The following is a 22,820-nucleotide window of genomic DNA, read 5'->3' as shown; positions in this document are numbered from 1 at the left end:
CCGTTGTTGATGCGTCGAACGTGCAGCCGACAATGCGCCTAGCGGGCACGGTGCAGTAAGTGATGGAAAGACCACGTGGAATCAGTATCGACACGGCGCAGCAGTGTGCCGATCAGCAGCGCCGCCAGCAGGCTCGATGCGCCCAGCACAACCAGCCCCGCCGACGTCGACGAAAACGCATGCTCGGCCGCGGTGCGCAGGCTCGGCACAATGAAACCGCCGAGGCTCCCAAGCGAATTGATCAACGCGATACCGCCTGCTGCTGCGACACCCGTGAGATAACGCGTGGGAAAGGTCCAGAACAACGGCTGAGCCGCGATAAAGCCGCTCGCCGCGCAACACAGCGCGATCAGGCCGATCGACCGATTGTGCGCGAGCCCCGAGACGCTGATGCCCAGACCCGCCAGCACCAGCAGCGCGACTGCCCAATGGCGGTGACCACCCGAGCGATCCGCGCGGCGCGGCACGTACCATGTCACCGCCAGCGCACACAGCCACGGCAGCGCGGCGACGAGACCCACGCGCAAACCGACCGTCGTGCCCAGCAATGCGGCCACCTGCTGCGGCAAGTAGAAAATCACGCCATACACGCTCATCTGGATCAACAGATAAATCGCCGACAACAACAACACCCGGCGATCCACGAGCGCCGCAAGAATATTGCGCGGCCCATGTGCGGACGCCGCAAGCGCATCGTCGTCAAGCGCACGGCGTAAAGCGGTACGTTCTGACGCGTCGAGCCAGCGCGCGTCTTCCGGACGATTGTCGAGATACCAGAATGCCCATACGCCGACAGCCGAGGCCAAGGTCCCTTCGATCAGAAAGAGCCACTGCCAGCCTGCCAATCCCATTGCTCCGTGCAATTCGAGCAGAGAACCCGATAGCGGGCTGCCGAAGATAAATGCCAGCGGTGCGCCGAAATAAAACACCCCGACCGCACGCGCTCGCGCCGCCTGCGGAAACCAGTGCGTGAGGTAGTAGATCACGCCGGGAAAGAAACCTGCTTCAGCCACACCGAGCAGAAAACGCAACGTGTAAAACGCCGTGGGCGTATGCGCGAGACACATCGCCGCCGAGACAAGCCCCCACGTCACCATGATCCGGCACATCCACGCACGCGCGCCGAACCGATGCAGCAGCAAATTGCTTGGTACTTCGAACAACGCATAACCCACAAAGAATACGCCCGCGCCGAATGCAAACGCCGCATTCGACAAGCCCGTATCGTGCTGCAGCGCTTTTTGCGCGAAACCGATATTGGCGCGATCGAGAAACGCCAGCACATACATCAGCAACAGAAACGGTAACAGCCGGCGCATGACCTTGCTGTTGATCGCCTCGATTGACGCCGGCGAAATCGGGTCCATGTCGTCTCCTTCGCAAAGCGCACGGGCGGCGCTCTGCGTTGTATGTCTTCTGTTCTTCTACCGCGGTGCGTTCCGGCGGCTCATCCGCTGACTCGATAGACTCGATAGCGGTGTTTCAATACGTGGCGCGGCCACCAGACAGGTCGAATACCGAACCGGTGCTGAATGCGCAGTCTTCGGACGAGAGCCACAGAATCAGCGACGCCGCCTCTTCAGGCAGCAGGAAACGATTCATTGGGATCTTCGAAAGCATGTAGTCGATATGCTGTTGCGACATCGAATCGAAGATCTCGGTTTTGGCCGCGGCGGGCGTGACCGCGTTGACGAGGATGTTCTTCGTCGCGAGTTCCTTGCCGAGCGATTTGGTCAGGCCGATGAGCCCGGCTTTGGAAGCACTATAGTGCGACGCGTTCGGATTGCCCTCTTTCCCGGCTACTGACGCGATATTGACGATGCGCCCATAGCCTTGCTTCAGCATCTGCGGCACCACTGCGCGGCAGGTGAGATACGGGCCGATCAGATTGACGTCGATCACGCGGCGCCAGACTTCGGGGTCCAGCTCCCACGTTGCGCCGTTGCCGCCGGTGATGCCCGCGCAATTGATCAGCACGTCGATTGCGCCATGGGCCGCTACGGTCTGTTCTACCGCCTTCGCAACCGCGGCTTCCTGAGTGAGTTCGACCGTAGTGGCCGTAACCTTGCCTAGTTCGCTCAACTCGCGCTCGCTGCGTGCCAGCCGTTCGGCGTCCACGTCCCATAGGGCGACCGATGCGCCCGAATTCAGGGCCCGTTGCGCCACCGCGTAGCCGATACCACGCGCGCCGCCAGTAATGGCCACGACGCGCCCCTCAAGGTCGATCCGATTCATCGCTGTGCTCCTGTGGCATCCACGCATGGCATGCCGTTCAGTTGTTGTATTTCTGCTGTCTCTATCTTCCGTGCAGCCAATATACGAGTGGTGCGATGCACTAACAATCCGAGTATTGAAGAGGGTGATAACAAAAGTGAATCGCAGCGACGGCGGGTGACATGCCGTCGCGAGTCGTTGGACGCCCACCACCGCTGTCTTGGGCGGGAGTTTCATACAACGTTGCCCCCTAGTCTTCGGAGCGCCGCAAGTGTTCCAAGCCGACGTCTTTACGAAACTGGTTGACTTCGCGGCATTCCCCCGTAGAATGGGTTTTGTTGCATTGCAGCAATCCACTTTTTCTCGGCCCGCGCGGCGCGTGGTTTTGTTTTCACTCAGAGCCCCTCGCACTCTTGCCGCCTTACCCTTACGGAGCAGTGATGAGCACTCTTATCCCCCAACAACTGGCAGCCGCCCAGCAAGCCAGCGTGGAAACATTCTTTGGTCTGACGAACAAGGCATTTGAAGGCTTCGAAAAGCTGGTTGCATTGAATTTGCAAGTTAGCAAGGCAACCCTCGCCGAAAACCAGGAAGCCCTGACCAAGGCCCTTTCGGCTGGCAACCCGGCTGATTTTTTCGCACTGCAAGCAGGCCTTTCGCAGCCTGCGGCGGACAAGCTGGCAGCATACGGCCGCCAGGTTCACGAAATCGTTTCCGGCGTTCAGAGCGAAATCACGGCCACCTTGACTGCACAGGGCGAGCAATTCCAACGTGAAGCCCAAGGGTTCGTCGAAAGCCTCAAGAAGAACGCGCCGGCAGGAAGCGAATCGGCTGTTGCCGCGTGGAACTCGGTCTTGTCGGCAGCGAATGCCACCTACGAATCGGCTAACAAGGCTGCAAAGCAGTTCGTGTCGACAGTGTCCGCCGTTCAGTAAGACTCCTCTTAGACCTGCTGCGTCTGCAAATGCGAACTTCGGTTCGCATTTGCCTTATCTGCACTCCACATCTCCAGAAACGACATATGCTGAGCCAAGGCGACAGCGCAGCCTCGGTGCGTCGCCAACGAAGCAAGAAATGAAGGGACATACTGCAATGGATGACCGATTTGATCGACGGGAACTGCTGCTTCATCTTGGCGACATGCTCGGCGCGTTGAACTGTTTGGCGAAGACGAGCGAACCCGGCGCGTCGGTGGCGCAGCTCATGCAGAAAAATGCGTCAATGCAGGGCTTCGAGTTCCTTCACGCGCTTGCGCCAAAAATGACGGTGAACGAATTCGCCGCACGCGTCGCTGGCGCGTTCTCTCTGTGGCCGAGCGAATTGCTTGAGACGAAGCTCAACCGGGACGCACTGGCGTCGACTGTTCAGCAGAACCTTTTTGACGGTAACCCTGACGGGTGGAACGCCTATATCAGCCACGTTCAGAAAAAAGTGACGTGGTTTGGGACCCGACTTTTGAATGTCCAGAAAGACGCTCTCGCTAAACCGTCGCACGATGCCATCAATGAGGCGAGTCCGGTCGCGGCCGTGTCATCTGTAGACGCGAACGCACGCAATGAGAAGAGGGGTTGGCCCTGGCCCGAGCCGAAGTCGAAGGCGTAACGCTTCCAGCTCGTGGCACATACCGCCAGGTCAAGATTGCCGAGCGCTCCTGAACCCGGCCGGCGTTTCGCATGTCAAGAGTCTTCGCACATCAGGACGCGCCGGTACCTTAAAGAATGAAAGGGAGTCCGATGCCCAATCGAGGACTTCGACTCCCTTCCCGACCTGAACATACCGTGCCTTCCATTGCTGGCTCGCGCGCCATCAGTCGGCTTTTAGCTCCCCCCGAAAAAAACGTTGCATTGCGGGTCTACCCTGCACGGCCGCGCATGTTTCGCGCCGCTTTGGATCCTTGTATCAGGCATCCCACCGTATGACTCCATCCCCGCACTGGGAGAGGAAGCAGCCTGATTCGCGGCGTTTTCTTGCGGAGTGGGTTGCTGCGCCTCGGGCATGCTCTGCGAATGCGCAAACCCGACCATGACAAACAATCCGAAAGCAGAAGCGACCATCAGTCGTGATTTCATGTTGACTCCTTAATCCAGGTTGAGCTTTCAATTCATGCAATTCTCCGGTCGCTTGTCCCGCAATTGAAATTCATACGGGATATGCGAATGCGAAGCCATCTCCGGGTCCGCGAGCCGATCGCCCGAGGCCAAAGTTCCATGTAATTGGGAAGATAAGAAGCGCAGTGCGCCGAGCTAAGATCGATTGGCGCAAGATGGCGTGCGAACAGGCAATGTCAACGGATTTTGTGGACCCTCGACACGTCACACTCGCCCTGCATATACGTGTTATAGAGCGTGAAAAAACGAAACGAAAGCGAATATTTGAATCGAGTCAGTCCCCCAAGTATCCGAGGGGCAAATGCTCCATCCATCATCAGAGAGCGCGAAGATGAGTTCGAGTATCTTTCGTAGGTCGTCCGATTCATCAAGCATCGGCTAGCGGCGGCGACGTCCCTATTGATTCTCGCGCCCTCGCCCATATGTGTTCGGTTTGCTTAACCGTGGCGGGCGAGCCGATACCATGACGAAACCTGAATTCAACGAGCGCGAAAGTGCGCGCCCCGACCTGCTATGTTTCCTGGTGGCGATTGCCGCTGCGTCCTACGCTTTGACCAATGAATGGCGGGTGGACCACGTTGTCGAGTGCTGCCGTCAGTGGCTAACGAAAAATGAGCTGAAAATGAACTGGCTCGACCGGGTGCGCATTGGCCAACTTGCTCTGAAAATTGCCGCGAAAGACCTACTCGAGGCCGGAGTCGCGGTCCGGCTGTCTAGCGTGAACGCCCTCTTTACCAGCGAGATGGAACTCAACGAGTCAAGCACCATGGTGCAGAGAATGATGGCGCTTTGTCACGACGCACTCTGACCGCATTGCCGTTCCAGCAGGGACCGCTCCCGCGGCCCGACATCGAGAACCTCAAAAAACCAGAGAGCGGGTCGCTGGGCGGCGACCCGCTCTCCAATGTCAAACACGCCGATTGGGTGCTGTGCTTCGCGAGAAAGCTTAATCCCTTTGGTGCCGATGAGTCCTTGCCGCAATACGCGCCACGACTGGCACCAACCGAGGGTTGAACGCAGGGATTGCGCTAGCGCGACCTTCCGCACGGGCAATGATTGCATCGATCGTCGCTCGCGCAACCGCACGCTGGGCTCGCTTCGCGAAGTGCATCAGACTGCGTTCGCTGATGGGATGCCGCGCCCACACTAGCGCTGCGAACCAGCCGACAATCGTCCATCCGAGCAGGATGTTCACCATGGTTACCGCAAAAGCGTCTTTGCGTTCTCTGGCGTCCGCGATTATGGCGGGCACCAGATAAAGCACCAACGCACCCAGTAACACACCACCTTCGACTATCTTCAACATTTCAACACCTCGCCACAACCTCGGTCAGCGCATCACGTTCTGATTAGTTACCCGAACTCGCACGGTCAGCAGACTCGGCCGGTTGACGGATGCCAGACCCTGAAGAGGACGCCACTACGCCGCCGTACGAATCCTTGACGGAGCCGGCCACGTTGTTCTGTTCCGCTGCGACGGTTTGCGCGCTCTGGCCTCGTTGCGACGCGGGGGCGCCCACCGACGGCCGATAGAAAGGTGCAGGACCGTAACCGCTGGCAAACGCGGGCGCAGCGATAGAGGTAGCAACTGCGACGAGCAAGGCTGCAAGAAGTTTGCTTTTCATGACCAATCTCCAATCCGGTTTTAAGAGCGTCGCAAGTCGGGTGAGACGCGCGCCGCTGACAGAACTCAGTTTAGGCGTGGTCTATCTTTTTTCTATGCCGATAGCGTGAAATCACAATTGCTACAAACCGGACAATGCGGCCGCGCTCCGCCCATGGCGGGTTTGTGGGGTTGGTCTGGGCTCCCGCTCGGAGCCGGTGCAGTGGGCCAAGCCTCTCACTGCATGGGCGCAATCTTCGCGACATACACCGGATTTCTCGTGGCCGGGCATTGGCCCACTCCAACGTGGCGCGTGCTTACATGCCGGCCGTGCTCGCGGCATGCGCCCGCCGCAACCGCTCGCGACTATTGCTCAGATGCATGCGCATGGCAGCGCGCGCGTCGTCCGCGTCCTGACGCTCGATCGCACGGTAGATCAGTTGATGTTCGCTCAGCACGTTGCGCAGATGCTCGATATGGTCGAGCTCCGCGATCTCCGCTGAACCGAGCCGCGTGCGCGGGCTCACCGCGCGGCCGAGTTGACTGAGCACGTCGAAAAAGTAGCGATTTCCGCATGCCCGCGCGATCTGCAGATGAAACTCGATATCGTGCGCCAGCACGTCGGTGCTGCCCCGCTCCAGTTCGGATTCGAAACGCTCCAGCGCGCTGCGGATCTGCTTGAGATTCATCTCGGTACGCCGCGCCGCGGCCAACGCCGCTGACGCGGCCTCGACGTCGATGCGGAATTCGATAATGGCCATCACATCGAGCATGCTCGAGAGATCGGCGGCAGGCAGCCGCATCGACTCTTCTGTAGCCTGCGCCAACACGAATGTGCCGATGCCGTGACGCGTCTCCACCACTTTCGCCGCCTGCAGCCGCGAAATCGCCTCGCGAACCACGGAGCGGCTCACCGAGAGTTGCTTCATCATCTCCAGTTCGGTTGGAATCCTGTCACCGGGCCGCAAGGTTCCACGACGGATTTCGTCGGAAAGGGTGCTCACCACCTTGTCAGTCAGGCTGCTCATTTTCTGGCTCGTTGCCCCATCGCCTGGGAATTCACACGTCGCGCACGCGGGACGTCGTCTAACGCCCAGACCCCCAACCATCATAGCGCCACGTGAAAGCCTGCCCTACTTCACTCGCCGGCGCTGCAGCAGATAGGCACAGGTCAGGTTGTCATCTGAAAACACTGGCTACGTTGTCTGATGTCCTAGTTCGAGTCATGTTCATATGCTACTCCACGCGCATTCTAACGTTAAACTCCATATGCTGGCGCGATTCAGGCAGGGTAAACACTCCGTTGGAAAGCTCGCGCCACAAAAGTAGACTGTCGTCCGACAACCTACCTCTCGTCTGGTGAATCGCGACGCGCTGGCGCAAACTGTCCATAGCAAAGCTCACAAACTGACCCGGTGAAACTCCCATGACCTCACATCCCTCCCCTTCGACCGCCACGCCGACTGTCACTGAATTGCGCGTCGTGCCCGTCGCCGGCCGTGACAGCATGCTGATGAACCTGAGCGGCGCGCACGGTCCGTTCTTCACGCGCAACGTCGTCATCCTGCGTGACAGTGCCGGCCATACCGGCGTGGGTGAAGTCCCCGGCGGCGAGAGCATTCGCAAGACCATCGACGACGCCCGTCCGCTGGTCGTCGGCCAGTCGATCGGCAATCTCCAGGCCGTGCTCAACAAAGCACGCACGCAATTCGCCGACCGCGACGCGGGCGGCCGCGGCCTGCAGACTTTCGATCTGCGCACGACCATCCACGCGGTGACCGCGCTCGAAGCGGCGTTGCTCGATTTGCTCGGCCAGCATCTGGGCGTCCCGGTGGCGGCCCTGCTCGGCGAAGGCCAGCAACGCGACGAAGTGGAAATGCTCGGCTATCTGTTCTATATCAGCGACCGCAACAAGACCGATCTGCCGTATGCGAGCGGCGCGGAAGGCCGCGACGACTGGGAACGCCTTCGCACGGAAGAAGCCATGACGCCCGAAGCGGTCGTGCGTCTGGCGGAAGCCGCTCAGGCGCGCTACGGCTTTAACGACTTCAAACTGAAAGGCGGCGTGCTCGCCGGTGACGCGGAAATCGAAGCGGTCACGGCGCTGGCCGAGCGCTTCCCGAACGCGCGCGTGACACTCGACCCGAATGGCGCGTGGTCGCTGGCCGAAGCGGTCCGCCTGTGCCGCGACCAGCACGACGTGCTCGCCTACGCAGAAGACCCATGCGGTGCGGAAAACGGCTATTCCGGCCGCGAAGTGATGGCCGAATTCCGCCGCGCGACCGGCTTGCCGACGGCCACCAACATGATCGCAACGGACTGGCGCCAGATGGGCCACGCGATCCAGTTGCAATCGGTGGACATCCCGCTTGCCGATCCGCACTTCTGGACCATGCAAGGCTCGGTCCGCGTCGCGCAGATGTGCAACGAGTGGGGCCTGACATGGGGCTCGCATTCGAATAACCACTTCGATATTTCGCTGGCGATGTTCACGCAGGTCGCCGCGGCCGCGCCCGGCAAGATCACCGCTATCGATACCCACTGGATCTGGCAGGACGGGCAGCGCCTGACCCGCGATCCGTTGCAGATTGTCGGCGGCAAAGTGAAGGTGCCGCAGAAACCGGGGCTGGGCGTCGAACTCGATCTGGACGAGCTCGAGAAAGCGCACGCGCTGTATCAGCAACACGGCCTGGGTGCGCGCGACGACGGCGTCGCGATGCAGTTCCTGATTCCGAACTGGAAGTTCGATAACAAGCGTCCGTGCCTCGTACGCTAATTCAGACTTTTGCCCGGCGGCGGCCCTAACGGCCCTGCCGGTTGAACAAAAAATTTACGCTACCGACACCATGACGAGCCCACAAGAACTCAAAGCTATCGTTTCCGAAGGCCTGCTGTCCTTTCCCGTGACCGACTTCGACGCGCACGGCGAATTCCGCGCCGACACTTACGCCGCACGCCTCGAATGGCTCGCGCCCTACGGCGCAAGCGCATTGTTCGCCGCGGGCGGCACGGGCGAATTTTTCTCGCTGACCAAAAGCGATTACACCAACGTGATCCGCACGGCCACCGAAACCTGCAAGGGCAAGGTGCCGATTCTCGCGGGCGCGGGCGGCCCGACCCGCGTCGCCATCGACTACGCGCAGGAAGCTGAGCGCCTCGGCGCAAGCGGCGTGCTGCTGATGCCGCACTATCTGACCGAAGCGTCACAGGAAGGTATCGCCGCGCACGTCGAGCAGGTCTGCAAGGCAGTGAAGAATATTGGCGTGATCGTCTACAACCGTGCGAATTCAAAGCTGAACGCGGACATGCTCGAACGTCTCGCCGACAGTTGCCCGAATCTGATCGGCTTCAAGGACGGCGTGGGCGAGATCGAGAACATGGTGTCGATCCGCCGCCGTCTGGGCGAGCGCTTCTCCTACCTCGGCGGCCTGCCAACCGCGGAAGTCTACGCAGCCGCATACAAAGCGATGGGCGTGCCCGTGTACTCGTCCGCCGTGTTCAACTTCATCCCGAAGACCGCGATGGATTTCTATCGCGCGATCGCCGCCGACGACCACGCCACCACGGGTAAGATCATCGACGAATTCTTCCTGCCGTATCTGGCGATCCGCAATCGTCGCCAGGGCTACGCGGTGAGCATCGTGAAGGCCGGCGCGAAGCTGGTGGGTCACGACGCCGGTCCGGTGCGCGCGCCGCTCACCGATCTGACCGAAGAAGAGATGGCTCAACTCGACGCGCTCATCAAAAAGCTGGGCGCTCAGTAAGAACCGGGCGCCTCGGGTGGCCGCACAGGTTCACCTGACCGCTCGACCCACCCACCGCCGAGCGCCCGATACAGATCGACAAGGCCGGTCAAGCGCTGCGTTCGCGCGGTGATCAGTGTCGGACCGCGCGTTCCGGCGCGACGACCCGCACCAACCCCGATGACGCACGCCTATGATGAGGCCGGTGGTGGTGACCTAAAAGACGTAAACCCAATGTTTTGGGACATCAGGTGCCTCTTGATATGTCCCAGAATTGCGTCATTTCCTGGGCAGGACTATGATTGGCTCGAATCGCTGATAACTGCATTTTGGGACATCCTATGAAGACCGTTGCCTTGTTGATGTTCCCGGGATTCGAGATCCTCGACCTTGCCGTCATTGCCGTGTTCGAGTTGGCGAACAAGGAACTAGGGTACGAGTCCTATCGGCAAGTCCAGCTGTCCGAAGCCGGGGGGCCGGTTCCAAGCTACTCGGGCGCGACGGTGGATTCGCGCAAGTTCCGGAATGCGGCGTTCGATACGCTGCTTGTCCTCGGCTCCATCAAGGCCCCGACTTCCACGCCCAGGATGAGGTCATTCCTCAAGCGTGCCGAGCAGGCTTGCAGGCGAGTGGGCAGCATCTGCACCGGCGCGTTCATTCTTGCGGAAGCCGGCGTCCTCGACGGCCGCCGCGCAACGACCCACTGGTCCGCGGCTCAGGAGCTTCAGCGGCGACACCCGAACGTGAAGGTTTTGCCGGACCGGATCTTCACGAGCGACGGCAGCGTGTGGACCTCGGCTGGCATGACCGCGTGCATCGACCTGGCCTTGGCCATGGTCGAGGAAGACCATGGAGAGGAAGTGGCGAGGTCCGTGGCGAAGAAGCTGGTGGTGTACCACCGGCGTACCAGTGGCCAGTCCCAGTTCTCGGCGCTGCTGGAGCTCCAGCCCCGATCGGACCGCATCCAGAAGGCGCTTTCTTTCGCGAGAGCCAATCTTCATCAGGATCTTTCCGTGGAAGTCATCGCCGACGTCGCGCACGTGAGCCCAAGACAACTGAGCCGGCTCTTCAGGATTGAGACCGGGCAGTCTCCTGCGCAGGCGGTGGAGAAGCTGCGCGTCGATGCTGCTCGCAGCCTCGTCGACGCCGGTGAACTCTCGCTTGCAGTAATCGCAAGGGAGACCGGTTTCGGCGACACCGAAAGGATGCGCAGAGCATTCGTCAGGACGCTGGGCCAACCGCCGCAAACCATCCGCCGGGTTGCCAGGCAGCAAGCTGCCTAGCGCGGCGACCCCGCGAATTAGGGGCCTTCCCCGTCGAAGGCGCCGCGCCCCATGGTGAAGGACACAACCCGTGCAGCCGTTTTTCCTCAGATGAATGGCGAAATGTTCGCGATTGCGCGCGTCACGTAGCTCTCCTTCTCCCCCACCGGAGCGACATGCTGAATCGCGTTGCGTGCAGCCTCCACGCCCTCCAGACGCGCGATGACCCATGCAGCCAGATACTGCGACGACAGGCACCCGCCTGCGGTCGCGACGTTCCGCTTCGCCACGAACGGCTGGTTGAGCACCGCCACGCCGGCCTCCTCGACCCACGGTTTGGTGGTCACGTCAGTACAGGCCGGAACGCCGTCCAGCAGGCCCAGCTTGGCGAGTATCAAAGTGCCCGAGCACTGCGCGCCGAGCAGCTGGCGCGTCGGGTCGAGCCTCAGCTGCGACATCAACGCGGCATCGGCGACGACGTTCCGGGTCCCTATCCCGCTACCCACCAGCACGGCGTCCGCGTCGCATGCGTCCTCAAGCGACGCTTGCCGCTCTATCACCACGCCGTTCATTGAACGCACTTTGTCCGCCGGACTGGCGATCGAAACCTTCCAGCCGGGCTTCCTGACCCGGTTGAGGATGTTGAGCGCAACCAGCGAGTCGAGTTCGTTGAAGCCTTCAAAGGTCAAAATGGCGATGTGCATGGCGTCCTCGGAGGGGTGGAGACGTTGTGTAAAGCCATCGTAGGCCCGATAATCAATACAATCAAATAATTGTCATGGATACATTCAGACATGCCGCAATCGCGCTACAAGCACCTGGTCGACCAGTTCGCGGCCGACATCCGCGCGGGCCGTCTGCGTCCCGGCACGCGTCTGCCAACGCACCGCGAGCTGGCGGCTCGCGAAGGCCTGGCGTTGGTCACGGCCTCGCGTGTTTATGCAGAGTTGCATGCGATGGGTCTGGTGAGTGGCGAAACCGGTCGCGGCACCTTCGTCAAGGAGGCGCTCCCCCGAGGTCAAGGCGTCGACCTGCATGCGTGGAGCGCGGACACAGTCGACCTGAGCTTCAACTATCCGTCGTCGCCCGGCCAGACTGACCTTCTCAGGGCGGCGCTGCGCCAGCTCGCGGCGGCGGGCGATCTGGAGTCACTACTTCGATATCAGCCCCACGGCGGGCGCGAGCACGAGCGCGCGACGGCGGCGGCCCACCTCGGCAGCCGGGGGCTGACAGCAACGGCCGAAACGACCTTGCTCGTCAGCGGCGCGCAGCATGGGCTAACGACGACCGCCATGGCGTTACTCGAGCCAGGCGACGTGGTGGCAGTGGACGCGCTGACTTACCCCGGATTCAAGCTGGCCGCCGAGGCCAATCGGCTGGAACTCGCGCCGATCCCGGCCGCTGGGCGCGGCCCCGATCTGGACGCATTGGCGGCGCTGTGCAAGCAACGGCGAGTACGCGCGGTCTACGTCATGCCGACGCTGCACAACCCGCTCGGCTGGGTGATGAGCGCGACGCGACGTCGGGAGCTTGTTGCCATCGCCCGGCAACATGGACTGGTCATCATCGAGGACGGGGCCTACGCGTTCCTCGCTGAAGGTGCTCCGCCGCCGTTGGCATCGCTTGCTCCGGAATCGACGGTCTATGTATCGAGTTTGTCGAAGAGTGTCGCGACAGGGCTGCGTGTCGGTTTCGTCTGTGCCCCGCGCGAGTGGGTGCCCAGGCTCGAACGGGCGATCCGGGCGACGACCTGGAACACGCCGGCGACCATGACGGCCATCGCCTGCGGCTGGATGGAAGACGGCACGGTGGCCCGTCTTGAAGACGAGAAGCGGCGGGATGCCACGATGCGTCAGAACCTTGCCGCCGGGATTCTGGGCAGGCTCGAGAGGATCAGCCATCCCACCTCTTACTTCGTCTGGCTGCCTCTGCCGCAGGAGGTTCGCGCGGACGAGATCGCCATGGCGTTGATACACGAGCGGATTTCAGTGTCGACAGCCCTGCCGTTCTCGACGTCGTCTCACGTGCCTCATGCCATCCGCCTGGCAATCGGGTCCGTCGATCTGGCCACGCTCAGGCGATCGCTGGAGACAGTCGCGAGAGTTATCGCCGCAAGGACCTACTGACCGGCAGTCGCGCCAGCGCCTGCCGCACGCCGCTCTTAAGCGATACGCCGGTCGACTGGAGCAATGTTGGGCCGCCGGTTTCTCTTGCGATTTCCATGACCGGACAATCGTCACGGCGCAGCTATCCGATCCGAGGCAGCGTCGTTCTCCGTCCAGGCATGTCCCAAAATGGGCGTTTATATGTCATTTCCCTCGTGCCAAAACAAAGCCAGAATGCCTCCACATCATCTTTCACGTCAGGAAGCACTGACACTGAAATTCCCCGGTAAGGCGGCCATTAACCCAGCGCGGTCTGTTGACGCGAGGTGAACGGCTGGCAAAGGTCCCAACAAAACTACTCATCATGTCGACGATCCACTTTCACTACACGACCACTTCGACGCCCGAGCAGTTTGTCGCCGGACTCACCCACTTCGGGCCTGGCCGCTCGAAGCTCTTTGGCAACAGCGCCGACGGATACCTGAAAGTGCATCACTATGGGCCTTTTGAGGCCGATGTCACGGAAGGCTCGGGCGGCATCTGGGAACGCCTGCACTACGACTGGTCCGATCCCCATCGTGTCGTCATGACGACAACCGACTCCAACGTATGGGGAGGCCGGTCGAGCCATACCTACACCTTCACCCGTTTGCCCGACGGGACGACCGGCGTTGACGCCGTTGTGATACGGGAAGGCAAGAATATCAGGGGCCAGGTGCTTGGGTTCGTACTCGGGACCATCGGCAGGTCCGTTCTGGACAAGGCGTTTGCAAAAAGCATCAAGGTCATCGAAGTCCGGAATGGCGTGGCGTGCGCTTGCTCCTGTTGAATTTGTTAGTTTGGCTAGCGGTGTCCAAAGCGGCGCTAATGGATGTCCGCCATCTCCGCTAGCGCACCCGTCGACGCTCGACGCGCGCGGTTGCGGACATCCTGTCATTGAGGTAGAAGATGGACCAGCTTTACGTGTTGCGGGTATTCGTTGCAGTCGTGCAGCATGGAAGCTTTAGCAAGGCCGCCACATCGTTTAATGTCACCCCGGGCGCGATCTCGAAAGCCATTGCCACACTCGAAGCAAGCATCCAGACGCGGGTTCTGCACAGAACAACCCGCAGTGTCTCGCTAACAGCGGAGGCAAAGCCCTACTACCTCACCTGCCGTCGTCTGCTGGAAGAACTCGACGAAGCCAATCGTCGCATTGCGAGGCAGCGTGAAATCGACAGTGGAAGCCTCCGGCTAGTCGTGCACCCAATGTTGATAAGCGAGACCTTCACCCGACTGATGCGAAGCTATCACGCCATTGCTCCGGACGTGAATCTCAAAGTTAGCGTTCAGGAAGACACGGTGAATCCGTATGATGGCCGCTTCGACATGGCGATCCTTCCATCTCATCTTGTGGAGCATTCGCTTGTGATCCGTCGGATGCTGAGCAGGTCCCCACGCGTCCTTGTCGCTTCACCTGGCTATCTTGAGCTTTACGGCACACCCCAAGCCGCATCGGATCTGGCAAATCACTTCATGCTGCTATCCGCCGATTCGAGGAAATGGGACACCGATTTCATTGATCTGCTTGAGCACGGAAAGAGAGTCAGCATATCGCCCAGGTCGTCGATTGTCGGTAACGAGACATTGCTTCGCGCGACGGCACTTACCGGAAGCGGCATCGCTTCCTTGCCTGAAGCGATGGTTCGCGAAGACATCGCCGCGGGACACCTCACGCACATTCTGTCGCATTGCACGACAGCGGATAACGACGTCGAGATTTGCCTGTTTTATCCGCATCGCGAACTGTTGCCAGCGAGGTTCAGGACCTTCGTGGATGTGTGCACCGAGTTTTTCCGCTCGACGAGCCGAAATATCGCCAAAGACACCGAGGCCGCGCCGCAGCGCCCGAGCGACCGCGAAAAGGACATGCTGGAAAGCACCTGAGACTGGCATCGCCTCGATCAGGCCCGCCTGGCTCAACCAGGCGGGCGGTATCGGTTCATTTCGATGCCACCGAATTCGCCACCGTTGTGGTTGCGCTGTCGTTCTCACTCCAGCCGCCACCAAGCGATCGGTACAGCGCAACCGCTGACAGCGCATGCTCGCGTTGCGCCTGATTCAGTGAATCGGAGTCACGCAGATAGGCTTCCTGCGCTGACAGAACATCGAGAAAGTCCGTCGCCCCGCCCTTGTACAACTCATTGGCCAGCTTGAGCGATTTGTTCGACGCACCCAGCGCGTCCTGTAACCGCTGCGTCGAATCTGTCGTGCTCACCAGATCCGCGCGTGAGTCCTCGACCTCCCGCAAGGCCTGTAGCATCGTCTGGTGCAGGTTGAGTTCCGACTCGCGCATCCGGCTTTCGCTCTGCTCGATACCTGCCGTGATGCGGCCAGCGTTGAAGATGGGGCTCGTCGCGCTCAACGCCGCGCTGAACAGGTTGTCGGTGAGCGTCGGGAGACCGACATACGATGCGGCGAGCAGTCCGTCCGCCAGGTTCAGCGAAAACTTGGGATAGCGCTCCGCCTTCGCCACACCCACTTGCGCCGCGCGCTGTTCGACCTGCGCGTAGGCGCTCAGCACATCAGGACGTCGCAGGAGCGCCTCGGACGGCAGCGTCTGCGGCGCGGTTGTCGCCGGAACCGGAATCGGCGCTGGCGTAGCCAGCACGAGTTTATCGACCGACTCGGGCGTTCTGCCCGAATACACCGCGATCAGACTCAACTGATGCTGGATGATCGCCTGCGTCGGCGAGATCCTCGCCTTCAATGCGTCGAGTTGATTCTGTGCGCGCGTGACGTCGAGTTGTGTCGACAGGCCGAACTTCAAACGCTCTTGCGTCAGCTGCAGCGCCCGCTCACGGATCCGCTGGTTGTCCTGCAGGATCTTGAGTTCCGACTGCGCCCAGCGTAAATCGACATAGGCCGACGCGGCGTTCGCCGCAAGCGCGAGACGGATCGCATCTTCCGCATGCTGTTGTCCAACCAGTTGCGCCTGTGCGGCGAGCAGGTCGAGACGTTCGCCGCCGAACACATCCGGCGACCAGCTCAGCGCGAGCCCAATCCCGCCCTGCTTCACATACCCGAGCGGCGGCGGCGTGTTTTGCCGCGAGTCGGAGACGTGTGCGGCGGCATCGAGTTCGGGCAGCAATACGGCGCGTTTTTGCACGGTCAGCGACTGCGCCTGCTTGACGCGTTCGCCCGCGGCCTGCAGGTCGAGGTTGCCGGTCAGAACGGTGTCGATGAGCTGATTGAGAACGGGATCGTCGAACCGGGCCCACCATGTCTTCGCGTCGACGTCCGAACGCGGCACCGCCACGCTCCAGCCTTGCGGCGCGACGTGATCGACGGACACGGGAAGGTCGGCGTGTTGGGCCGGCTGGACGGCGCACGCGCTGGCCAACAGGCTGACGGCTACAGCAACAAGAAGCTTCTTCATGATGACCTCAATGCGCATCCGGGGGCGGAGCGGAGTTGGAGATGGGGTTCGAAAACAGCACGCTGACGATGGCAACCACGAAACACAGCGACAGCACCCAGAATGTGTCCGCGAAGGTCAACGTCAGCGCTTCGCGGTAGATCAGCGCGTGCAGGTTCGCGAGTCCCGATTGCGCGGCGTTCAACGCATCGCCGGCTGCCGCCGACCAGTGCGCCGTCTGGTTGTCCAGCAGCGCGTCGACCTGCGGTGTGCCAGCGGTGACGCTCTCGTTCAGACGCAGATAGTGGAAATTCAGCCGGTCGTTGAGCATCGTCGAACTGACCGCAATGCCAATCGCGCCGCCGAGATTGCGCATCAGATTGAACAGACCGCTGGCCGACTTCAGACGCGATTGCGGCAACGAACCGAGCGCCATCGTCACGATCGGCGGCACGGCAAATTGCTGGCCGATTCCACGCAGCGCCTGCGGTAACAGGAGCTGTTGCCATCCCCACTCGTGCGTCAACGGCGTGTACAGGTAACAGCCGATCCCGAAGCAGATCAGACCGAACATCAGCAGCACGCGCATGCTGAGATAGCGCGATGCCAATGCGTAAGCGCCCAGCGCCAGCAACTGGAACGCACCGACGGAGAGCAGTGCGATGCCGATCTGCAACGAGCTGAACCCGCGCACCTGCGCCAGAAACAGCGGTGTGAGAAACACCGCGACGAAAATGCCGATGCCTGTCACGAAAGACAGCAGGCTTCCAATACCAAAGTTTCTGACGACCAGCGCACGGAGATCGACGACGGGATCCTCCGCGGTCAGCGCGTGAACGAGGAACAGGAAACCGCAAATCGCAGAAATCCACGCACAGGCGACGATGATGTGATCACCGAACCAGTTCTTGCGCGGACCCTCCTCGAGAACGTACTCGAGACAGCCGAGAAAGCCGGACATCAGCAGAATGCCGAGATAGTCGCCCTTTTTCAGCAGGTTCAGGTCCGGTTCGTCGATATGCACGTACTTCGGCACGAGCGCGGCAACGGCAAGACCGGGCACGAGGTTCAGATAGAACAACCAGTGCCACGACCACTGATCGGTAATCCAGCCGCCAATGACGGGCCCCACTGCCGGTGCGAGCGACGCGAGCGCACCGATGGTCGTCGAGGCAACGAGCCGCTGCTTGCCGGGAAACAGCACGAATGCCGTCGTGAACACGGTCGGGATCATCGCCGCGCCGAGCGCCCCTTGCAGGCCTCGAAAGAGAATCATCGAGTTGATGTCCCACGCGAGTCCGCACAGCATGCTCGTCGCCGTGAAGCCGATCGCCGACGCGACGAAGAGCCACCTTGTCGAGAACACCTTCGAGAGCCAACCGGACATCGGAATGACCAGAATTTCGGCGATGAGGTAAGCCGTCTGCACCCATGACAATTCGTCCTGACTCGCGGAGAGGCCGCCGCCGATATCGCGCAAAGACGACGCGACGATCTGGATGTCCAGCGTGGCCATGAAGAAGCCGAGGCACATGAGCCCGAATGCGAACACGCGCTGCTTCATGGGCTGCGACGCGGGATCGTTGAGTTGATTGCTTTCCATGATTCGCTCCTCGCCGCTTCAGTTGCCCGTATGCACCGTCACCACGGCGGACAGCCCTGGGCGCAGCACGTCGTTCAAACCGTCCTGCGGATCGAGATGAATACGCACGGGCACACGCTGAACGATCTTCGTGAAGTTGCCGGTGGCATTTTCCGGAGGCAGCACGCTGAAAGTCGCACCCGTCGCTGGCGCCAGGCTCTCCACGACGCCGTGAAACACGCGGCTGGAGGCGTCGAGCGACACGTCGGCCTTGTCGCCGTCGTGCATCTTCTTCAACTGGTCCTCCTTGAAGTTCGCATCGATCCACAGGTCGGTCGACGGAACCACGCTCAGGAGCGGAACGCCCACTTTCGCGAGCATGCCGACGCGCCCCGTGCGATTGCCGATGTACCCATCGACGGGCGAACGGATCGTGGTGTATTCGACATTCAGTTCGGCGACGCGCTGCGCCGCCAGCGCGGTATCGACGCGCGCCTTCGCGTCGTTCATCTGCGCGCCGAGAACGTCGAGTTGCCGCTGCGCGGCCACCACGCCGGCCGCAGCGCGCTGGACGGATGCCTGCGCCTTCGAGAAGTCGGCATCGGCGCGTTCGACGATCTGGTCCGACACGGCGTCGTCCTTGACCAGTTCCCGATAGCGCGTCTTGTCCGATGCCGCGCGCGTGAGTTCGGCGCCGGCGGCATTTTTCTCGGCGGCTTGCTGCGCAATCACCGACGACTGCAGCGTCAACCTGGCTTCGAGCTCGGTCACCTCCGAACGTGCGCGTTCGACATTGGCCGTGGCCTGCGCAAGCTGGGCATCGTAGTCGCGCGCATCGAGCCGGACGAGCACCTGGCCTGCCTTCACGCGCTGGTTGTCAGTCACGTCGATCGTGTCGATAAAGCCCGTCACCTTGGGCGCCATCACCGTGACATTGCCGCCGACGTAAGCGTCGTCCGTGCTCTGCTGGAGACGCAGCACGGCGTACCAGTACGTCGCCGCCGCAGCCAGCACGACGACGACGGCCGACGTGGCCAGCTTCATCCACGGAATCCTGCGGCCTTGCGCTGGCGTTGCGCCTGCTACGGCCGCCTTTGACGCGGGAGATACAGAAGTATTCATCGGATCACCTGTGTATATGCACCTTGATTGTTAAAAAAAATGAAAGACCTCAGCTTTGCGAGATGTCATCCCTGATACGAAACAGTTCGGCGCGCATTCGTGCGGCCCGTTCGAAACCAACCCTGCGTTCGAAGTCCTGCTGCGCGGCCTGCCAGCTGACGGAGGCCTGGGCCAGCTTGCCCTTGCCGGCTTCCGTCAGGTCGAACACCCGCCGGCGCTTCGCTTTCCGTTCGTACCGGCCCGCGACGAAACCCGCCCGGAGCAGCGGCTTGAGCGTGCGCAGAAGCGTCGTACGCTCAACCACCAGCACATCGGACAGTCGCACCATCGTAAGACCGGGATTCACGTCGAGCACGCTGAGGACGCTGTACTGCGAAGGCGTTACGCCGGTCATCGACAGGTAGCGCTCGTAGAACTGGGAAATTCGGCGTGCGGCTTGCCGGACAGCGAAACAGTCGTCGTTCTGAAGAAGTTTGATGTGCATACGCACAGAATAACGACGCACCGATCGCAAAGCGATGCCGGTTGCGCCACCAGATTGGTAACGCGAAACGCACCAATCTGGAAGGACCGCACCGGTGCTTGCAACAAAGGGATTCGCCGCGGCCGAGGTGCCTGGAGAGGATACGGCCCGCGAACCTCGACGTGGATGTGGCCCGGACCAGCGCCTAGTGCGGCGTCATGTTGGCCTTGTAGAAGCCGGTGGCGTGCTCGATAAACGCCCGCACCTTGGCTGGCAGCAGCGCCCGGTTGCTATACGCAAGCCGGATTTCGATACTGCTATCGACGAGTTCGAAATCAGCCAGCAGGCGCACCAGTTTTCCGGAAGCCAGTTCGTTCTCGACGAGCGCAGCCGGAACCACGCCGATACCGAAACCTTGCAGCACCATTTCCCGATTGAAAATCGGATTGTTCGACGAAACGTCGAAACGCAGTGGAATCGCGATTCCCTCGCCGTCTGCATGAAACCTGATGCTCGGCCGCCGGATGGATGGCGACATCACAACAAACACGTGATTGGCCAGTTCAGAAGGGTGAGTGGGAACTGCCGACGTTCGCAGATAGGCAGGCGTGGCGACGACGACGACCGGGATACGTTCGAGCAGACGCACGACGGTGGTCTCACTCGTGAGCATGTACGGCACGACGATGCCGAGGTCATACCCATCAGCGACGAGATCGACTGGCCGCTCCGTCAGCGTCACGTCGAGGGTGACCTTGGGATGCGCGAGCTTGAAGCCGGCAATCAACGGGACCAGCCGGTTTAACGTGGCGGTCGTATGCGCGACGAGCCGCAACACCCCGGCTGCCTCGCGCGTCTGGTTCGCGGCGTCGGCTTCGAGTGCGTCGAGGTCGTCGAGAATGCGCGCGCATCCTTCGTAGAATCGTTCGGCTGCCTCTGTGAGGGAGACCTGGCGTGTCGTCCGGTGCAGCAACCGGCACCCCATTCGCTCTTCCAGTCCAGCGATTGCCCGGGACACCGCTGGCCGGGTCAATCCGTGCATCTCCGCCGCACGCGTGAAACTCTTCGATTCAACCACCGACCGGAAAATACGCAAACTGTCTACGTAGTCCATGAGGAATCTCTCTTCGTTGATGGAACGGAGGCTTCGACGCGGTGCGATCGTGATCAGGCAGGCCTGCGAGCAATCATGTCAGCGACCTCGTCACACCACGCGATATAGGCCTGTTCCGCCAGCACCCCGCGGCGCGCCACCAGCATCGGTCCAAGCTGACGCTCGGTCAGCATGGCCTGTCTTGCGAGAAAGAATTCAAGTTGGATCTGGTGGTCCGCGCGCACCGCGCGGATTTGCTGCAACGCTGTCTCGCGCGGCAGCAAATCGAAGCACAACACCCGCAGTATCTGTTCGTCCTTGATGGCGGGACGCGGCGAGCCGTTGGCCACCCACGCCCGCAGCTTTTCGAGCCCGACAGCGGTCATGCTGTAGATCGAGCGGTCCGGTCCGCGCGTTCCCGGCAGGCGCTCCGACTGGATAAGTTCATCCTTTTCCAGTTCGCGCAAAGCCGGATACACCGAACTGTGCTCAACCGACCAGCAATGCTGCCCCACCATCTGCAGCCATTTGGTCAGCTCATAGCCGGAACGCGGCTCGTTATGGATGCCGGCAAGAAGAACATATTTCAGCGGTTTTTCCTTGCCTGCCGCGGCTTCCTTCTGATCACTCACTCGCATTGCTCCTGGATTGCGCCAACGTGCACATCGATGACTATGTTTTTTTTGACATAGTAAAAACGACATGTCACTATGTATTTTCCTACATACCCGATGTTATCAGGAAGGCCATGTCCCAAGAAACCATTCTCGTCACCGGCGCCGCCGGCAGCGTCGGCTCGACCGCGCGCACGGCCATCGCCAGCCTGCTGGAACAAGGCCATCGCGTACGCGCCATGGTGCGCAAGCTGGACGCCCGCGCCGACAGGCTGCGCGATCTGGGCGCCGAAGTCGTGGTCGCCGACATGCTCGACATCGTCGCCGTGCGCGCAGCCATGCAAGGTTGCTCAGTGGTGTATTTCACGATGTCGGTTTCGCCCGACTACCTGGAAGCGGCCGCCAACGTCGCGGTGACAGCCAGGAGTCTGGGTGTGAAGGCTTTCGTCAATCTGTCGCAGATGACGCTATCGCAGATGAGCGAGACAGAGACCACCAGCAGCCCGCAACAGAAACAGCACTGGCTCGCGGAGCAGATGCTGCGCTGGTCCGGCCTGCCGGTGGTCTACCTGCGTCCAACCGCTTTTTTTGACGGCATGTTCCTGATGCAGGCGGCCAAAGGGATCCGCGACGATAACGCCATCCGCCTGCCGTTCGCTGACGGCAAGACCTCGCCGATTGCCGCCGCGGACGTAGGGGCTGCCGCCGCTGTCGTGCTGGCCAACCCGGAACCGCATATCGGCAAAGTCTACGAATTGACCGGCCCCCAGTCGCTGACGATGACTGAACTCGCACAGGAATTCAGCAGCGCTCTTGGCCGCAACATCCAATACGTCAATGTGCCGCCGCAGATCTGGGAAGCGAAGCTGCGGGAACTCCAGCAGCCCGCGCATCTGACCACGCACCTGGTCGTCATGGGGCAGCTGCATCGCGACAACCGCTATGACCGCATGACCGACACCTTCCAGCAGTTGGTTGGCCGCGCGCCGATTTCCGCGGCCGAATTTGCTCGCCGCCACGCGGCCGCGTTCACGCCTGCGGACGTTCGCTGAGCGTTCCCCAAAAATCGCAATGGGCGGCCCCGACGAGCGCGCCCACCACTGACGCAGCATGGCCGCGTGAACCTGCTGCTAGCCGGCCGCCCCTCCGCGCCGCCGGCTTCGCTCACTGACCAAAATAGACCCTGCATTGAGGTGCCCCAGAACAGGGCTTGTCCTGCCGGCCGCCGGCCTGCGACTGGCCGCTGGTCGTGCCGCCGTAGGAGACGTTCTGCAGCGGCTGGTCGGCGGATGTCGCCGCCTGGCCGGCTTCACCAAACGATATGTCGGTGGTAGCCTGCGCTGATTCGTTCGCGTTCTGCTGCATCCGCGCGCTACCCGACATCCCTGCGCCCGGCTGACTGTCCAGCGCGCCGGCGGTTTTCGGCGCGAGGAACAGCACGGCGCTTGCCAACGCCATCAATAAACGTAATTTCATGTCCAGACTCCTCGAATCCGGCGCAGCAGATCGCATCC

The 22,820-nt window shown here is 61.3% G+C and carries 23 protein-coding genes; 10 read left to right on the top strand and 13 right to left on the bottom strand.

What is annotated here, in order from left to right:
• Positions 1-38: 38 nt before the first annotated feature.
• Both PQR27_RS23915 and PQR27_RS23910 read right to left on the bottom strand, forming a co-directional pair.
• Entirely contained in the window at positions 39-1,367 is a 1,329-nt protein-coding gene (locus PQR27_RS23915) for an MFS transporter (RefSeq protein ID WP_408526118.1), read from the bottom strand.
• A 115-nt stretch (positions 1,368-1,482) separates the two neighbouring features.
• A complete protein-coding gene (locus tag PQR27_RS23910) occupies positions 1,483-2,235 on the bottom strand; it encodes an SDR family NAD(P)-dependent oxidoreductase (RefSeq protein ID WP_408526117.1) in 753 nt (250 codons plus the stop codon).
• A gap of 281 nt (positions 2,236-2,516) precedes the next feature.
• Here PQR27_RS23910 and PQR27_RS23905 point away from each other — a divergent pair, with 281 nt between their 5' ends.
• From PQR27_RS23905 to PQR27_RS23895, 3 genes are all read left to right on the top strand, one after another.
• The gene (locus PQR27_RS23905) at positions 2,517-3,149 is read left to right on the top strand and encodes a phasin family protein (protein WP_408526116.1); all 633 of its coding nucleotides are present in this window, start codon (positions 2,517-2,519) and stop codon (positions 3,147-3,149) included.
• 157 nt (positions 3,150-3,306) lie between these two features.
• Positions 3,307-3,816, top strand: coding sequence for a hypothetical protein (locus tag PQR27_RS23900; protein WP_408526115.1), 510 nt, complete (start codon positions 3,307-3,309; stop codon positions 3,814-3,816).
• A 969-nt stretch (positions 3,817-4,785) separates the two neighbouring features.
• Positions 4,786-5,130, top strand: coding sequence for a hypothetical protein (locus tag PQR27_RS23895; RefSeq protein ID WP_408526114.1), 345 nt, complete (start codon positions 4,786-4,788; stop codon positions 5,128-5,130).
• Between the two features lie 138 nt (positions 5,131-5,268).
• Here PQR27_RS23895 and PQR27_RS23890 read toward each other — a convergent pair whose 3' ends face one another.
• From PQR27_RS23890 to PQR27_RS23880, 3 genes are all read right to left on the bottom strand, one after another.
• Positions 5,269-5,628: a superinfection immunity protein gene (locus tag PQR27_RS23890; protein ID WP_408526113.1), complete on the bottom strand. Its 360-nt coding sequence runs from the start codon at positions 5,626-5,628 to the stop codon at positions 5,269-5,271.
• Positions 5,629-5,671: 43 nt separating this feature from the next.
• Positions 5,672-5,947, bottom strand: a complete 276-nt coding sequence (locus PQR27_RS23885) for a hypothetical protein (protein WP_408526112.1) — start codon at positions 5,945-5,947, stop codon at positions 5,672-5,674.
• Between the two features lie 295 nt (positions 5,948-6,242).
• Positions 6,243-6,953 (bottom strand): FadR/GntR family transcriptional regulator, encoded by a 711-nt coding sequence (locus PQR27_RS23880; RefSeq protein WP_408526111.1) that lies wholly within the window; start codon positions 6,951-6,953, stop codon positions 6,243-6,245.
• 398 nt (positions 6,954-7,351) lie between these two features.
• On the opposite strand from PQR27_RS23880, the gene gudD reads away from it, so the two are divergent.
• The 3 genes from gudD to PQR27_RS23865 all read left to right on the top strand — a co-directional run bounded on the left by gudD (position 7,352) and on the right by PQR27_RS23865 (position 10,951).
• Entirely contained in the window at positions 7,352-8,701 is a 1,350-nt protein-coding gene (gene gudD, locus PQR27_RS23875; RefSeq protein ID WP_408526110.1) for a glucarate dehydratase, read from the top strand.
• 70 nt (positions 8,702-8,771) lie between these two features.
• Entirely contained in the window at positions 8,772-9,689 is a 918-nt protein-coding gene (gene kdgD, locus PQR27_RS23870) for a 5-dehydro-4-deoxyglucarate dehydratase (RefSeq protein ID WP_408526109.1), read from the top strand.
• A gap of 320 nt (positions 9,690-10,009) precedes the next feature.
• On the top strand, positions 10,010-10,951 hold the full coding sequence (locus tag PQR27_RS23865; protein WP_408526108.1) for a GlxA family transcriptional regulator: 942 nt from the start codon (positions 10,010-10,012) through the stop codon (positions 10,949-10,951).
• An 86-nt stretch (positions 10,952-11,037) separates the two neighbouring features.
• Here PQR27_RS23865 and PQR27_RS23860 read toward each other — a convergent pair whose 3' ends face one another.
• Positions 11,038-11,634 (bottom strand): DJ-1/PfpI family protein, encoded by a 597-nt coding sequence (locus PQR27_RS23860; RefSeq protein ID WP_408526107.1) that lies wholly within the window; start codon positions 11,632-11,634, stop codon positions 11,038-11,040.
• A gap of 90 nt (positions 11,635-11,724) precedes the next feature.
• Between PQR27_RS23860 and PQR27_RS23855 the strand changes: the two genes are divergently transcribed.
• The 3 genes from PQR27_RS23855 (at position 11,725) to PQR27_RS23845 (ending at position 14,961) form a co-directional block, all read left to right on the top strand.
• Positions 11,725-13,056 (top strand): aminotransferase-like domain-containing protein, encoded by a 1,332-nt coding sequence (locus PQR27_RS23855; protein WP_408526106.1) that lies wholly within the window; start codon positions 11,725-11,727, stop codon positions 13,054-13,056.
• Between the two features lie 343 nt (positions 13,057-13,399).
• Entirely contained in the window at positions 13,400-13,864 is a 465-nt protein-coding gene (locus tag PQR27_RS23850; RefSeq protein ID WP_408526105.1) for a hypothetical protein, read from the top strand.
• A gap of 119 nt (positions 13,865-13,983) precedes the next feature.
• Positions 13,984-14,961 (top strand): LysR family transcriptional regulator, encoded by a 978-nt coding sequence (locus PQR27_RS23845; RefSeq protein WP_408526104.1) that lies wholly within the window; start codon positions 13,984-13,986, stop codon positions 14,959-14,961.
• A 55-nt stretch (positions 14,962-15,016) separates the two neighbouring features.
• Here PQR27_RS23845 and PQR27_RS23840 read toward each other — a convergent pair whose 3' ends face one another.
• The 6 genes from PQR27_RS23840 to PQR27_RS23815 all read right to left on the bottom strand — a co-directional run bounded on the left by PQR27_RS23840 (position 15,017) and on the right by PQR27_RS23815 (position 21,330).
• Positions 15,017-16,453 (bottom strand): efflux transporter outer membrane subunit, encoded by a 1,437-nt coding sequence (locus PQR27_RS23840; RefSeq protein ID WP_408526103.1) that lies wholly within the window; start codon positions 16,451-16,453, stop codon positions 15,017-15,019.
• A 7-nt stretch (positions 16,454-16,460) separates the two neighbouring features.
• Positions 16,461-18,035: a DHA2 family efflux MFS transporter permease subunit gene (locus tag PQR27_RS23835; protein WP_408526102.1), complete on the bottom strand. Its 1,575-nt coding sequence runs from the start codon at positions 18,033-18,035 to the stop codon at positions 16,461-16,463.
• An 18-nt stretch (positions 18,036-18,053) separates the two neighbouring features.
• On the bottom strand, positions 18,054-19,136 hold the full coding sequence (locus tag PQR27_RS23830) for an HlyD family secretion protein (protein ID WP_408526101.1): 1,083 nt from the start codon (positions 19,134-19,136) through the stop codon (positions 18,054-18,056).
• Positions 19,137-19,185: 49 nt separating this feature from the next.
• On the bottom strand, positions 19,186-19,620 hold the full coding sequence (locus PQR27_RS23825) for a MarR family winged helix-turn-helix transcriptional regulator (RefSeq protein WP_408526100.1): 435 nt from the start codon (positions 19,618-19,620) through the stop codon (positions 19,186-19,188).
• A 184-nt stretch (positions 19,621-19,804) separates the two neighbouring features.
• Complete coding sequence (locus PQR27_RS23820) at positions 19,805-20,713, bottom strand: LysR family transcriptional regulator (protein WP_408526099.1); 909 nt, start codon at positions 20,711-20,713, stop codon at positions 19,805-19,807.
• Between the two features lie 53 nt (positions 20,714-20,766).
• Positions 20,767-21,330 carry a PadR family transcriptional regulator gene (locus tag PQR27_RS23815; RefSeq protein WP_408526098.1) on the bottom strand — a complete coding sequence of 188 codons (564 nt, stop codon included), beginning with the start codon at positions 21,328-21,330 and terminating at the stop codon, positions 20,767-20,769.
• A 110-nt stretch (positions 21,331-21,440) separates the two neighbouring features.
• Between PQR27_RS23815 and PQR27_RS23810 the strand changes: the two genes are divergently transcribed.
• The gene (locus tag PQR27_RS23810; protein WP_408526097.1) at positions 21,441-22,358 is read left to right on the top strand and encodes an NmrA family NAD(P)-binding protein; all 918 of its coding nucleotides are present in this window, start codon (positions 21,441-21,443) and stop codon (positions 22,356-22,358) included.
• A gap of 112 nt (positions 22,359-22,470) precedes the next feature.
• Here PQR27_RS23810 and PQR27_RS23805 read toward each other — a convergent pair whose 3' ends face one another.
• Entirely contained in the window at positions 22,471-22,782 is a 312-nt protein-coding gene (locus PQR27_RS23805) for a hypothetical protein (protein ID WP_408526096.1), read from the bottom strand.
• Positions 22,783-22,820 lie beyond the last annotated feature (38 nt).

It is taken from the genome of Paraburkholderia fungorum, assembly GCF_046027215.1.
Taxonomy (GTDB): Bacteria; Pseudomonadota; Gammaproteobacteria; order Burkholderiales; family Burkholderiaceae; genus Paraburkholderia; species Paraburkholderia fungorum_D.
Note: the sequence above shows the minus strand (reverse complement) of the source record. Positions and strands in the feature narration are given on the sequence as shown.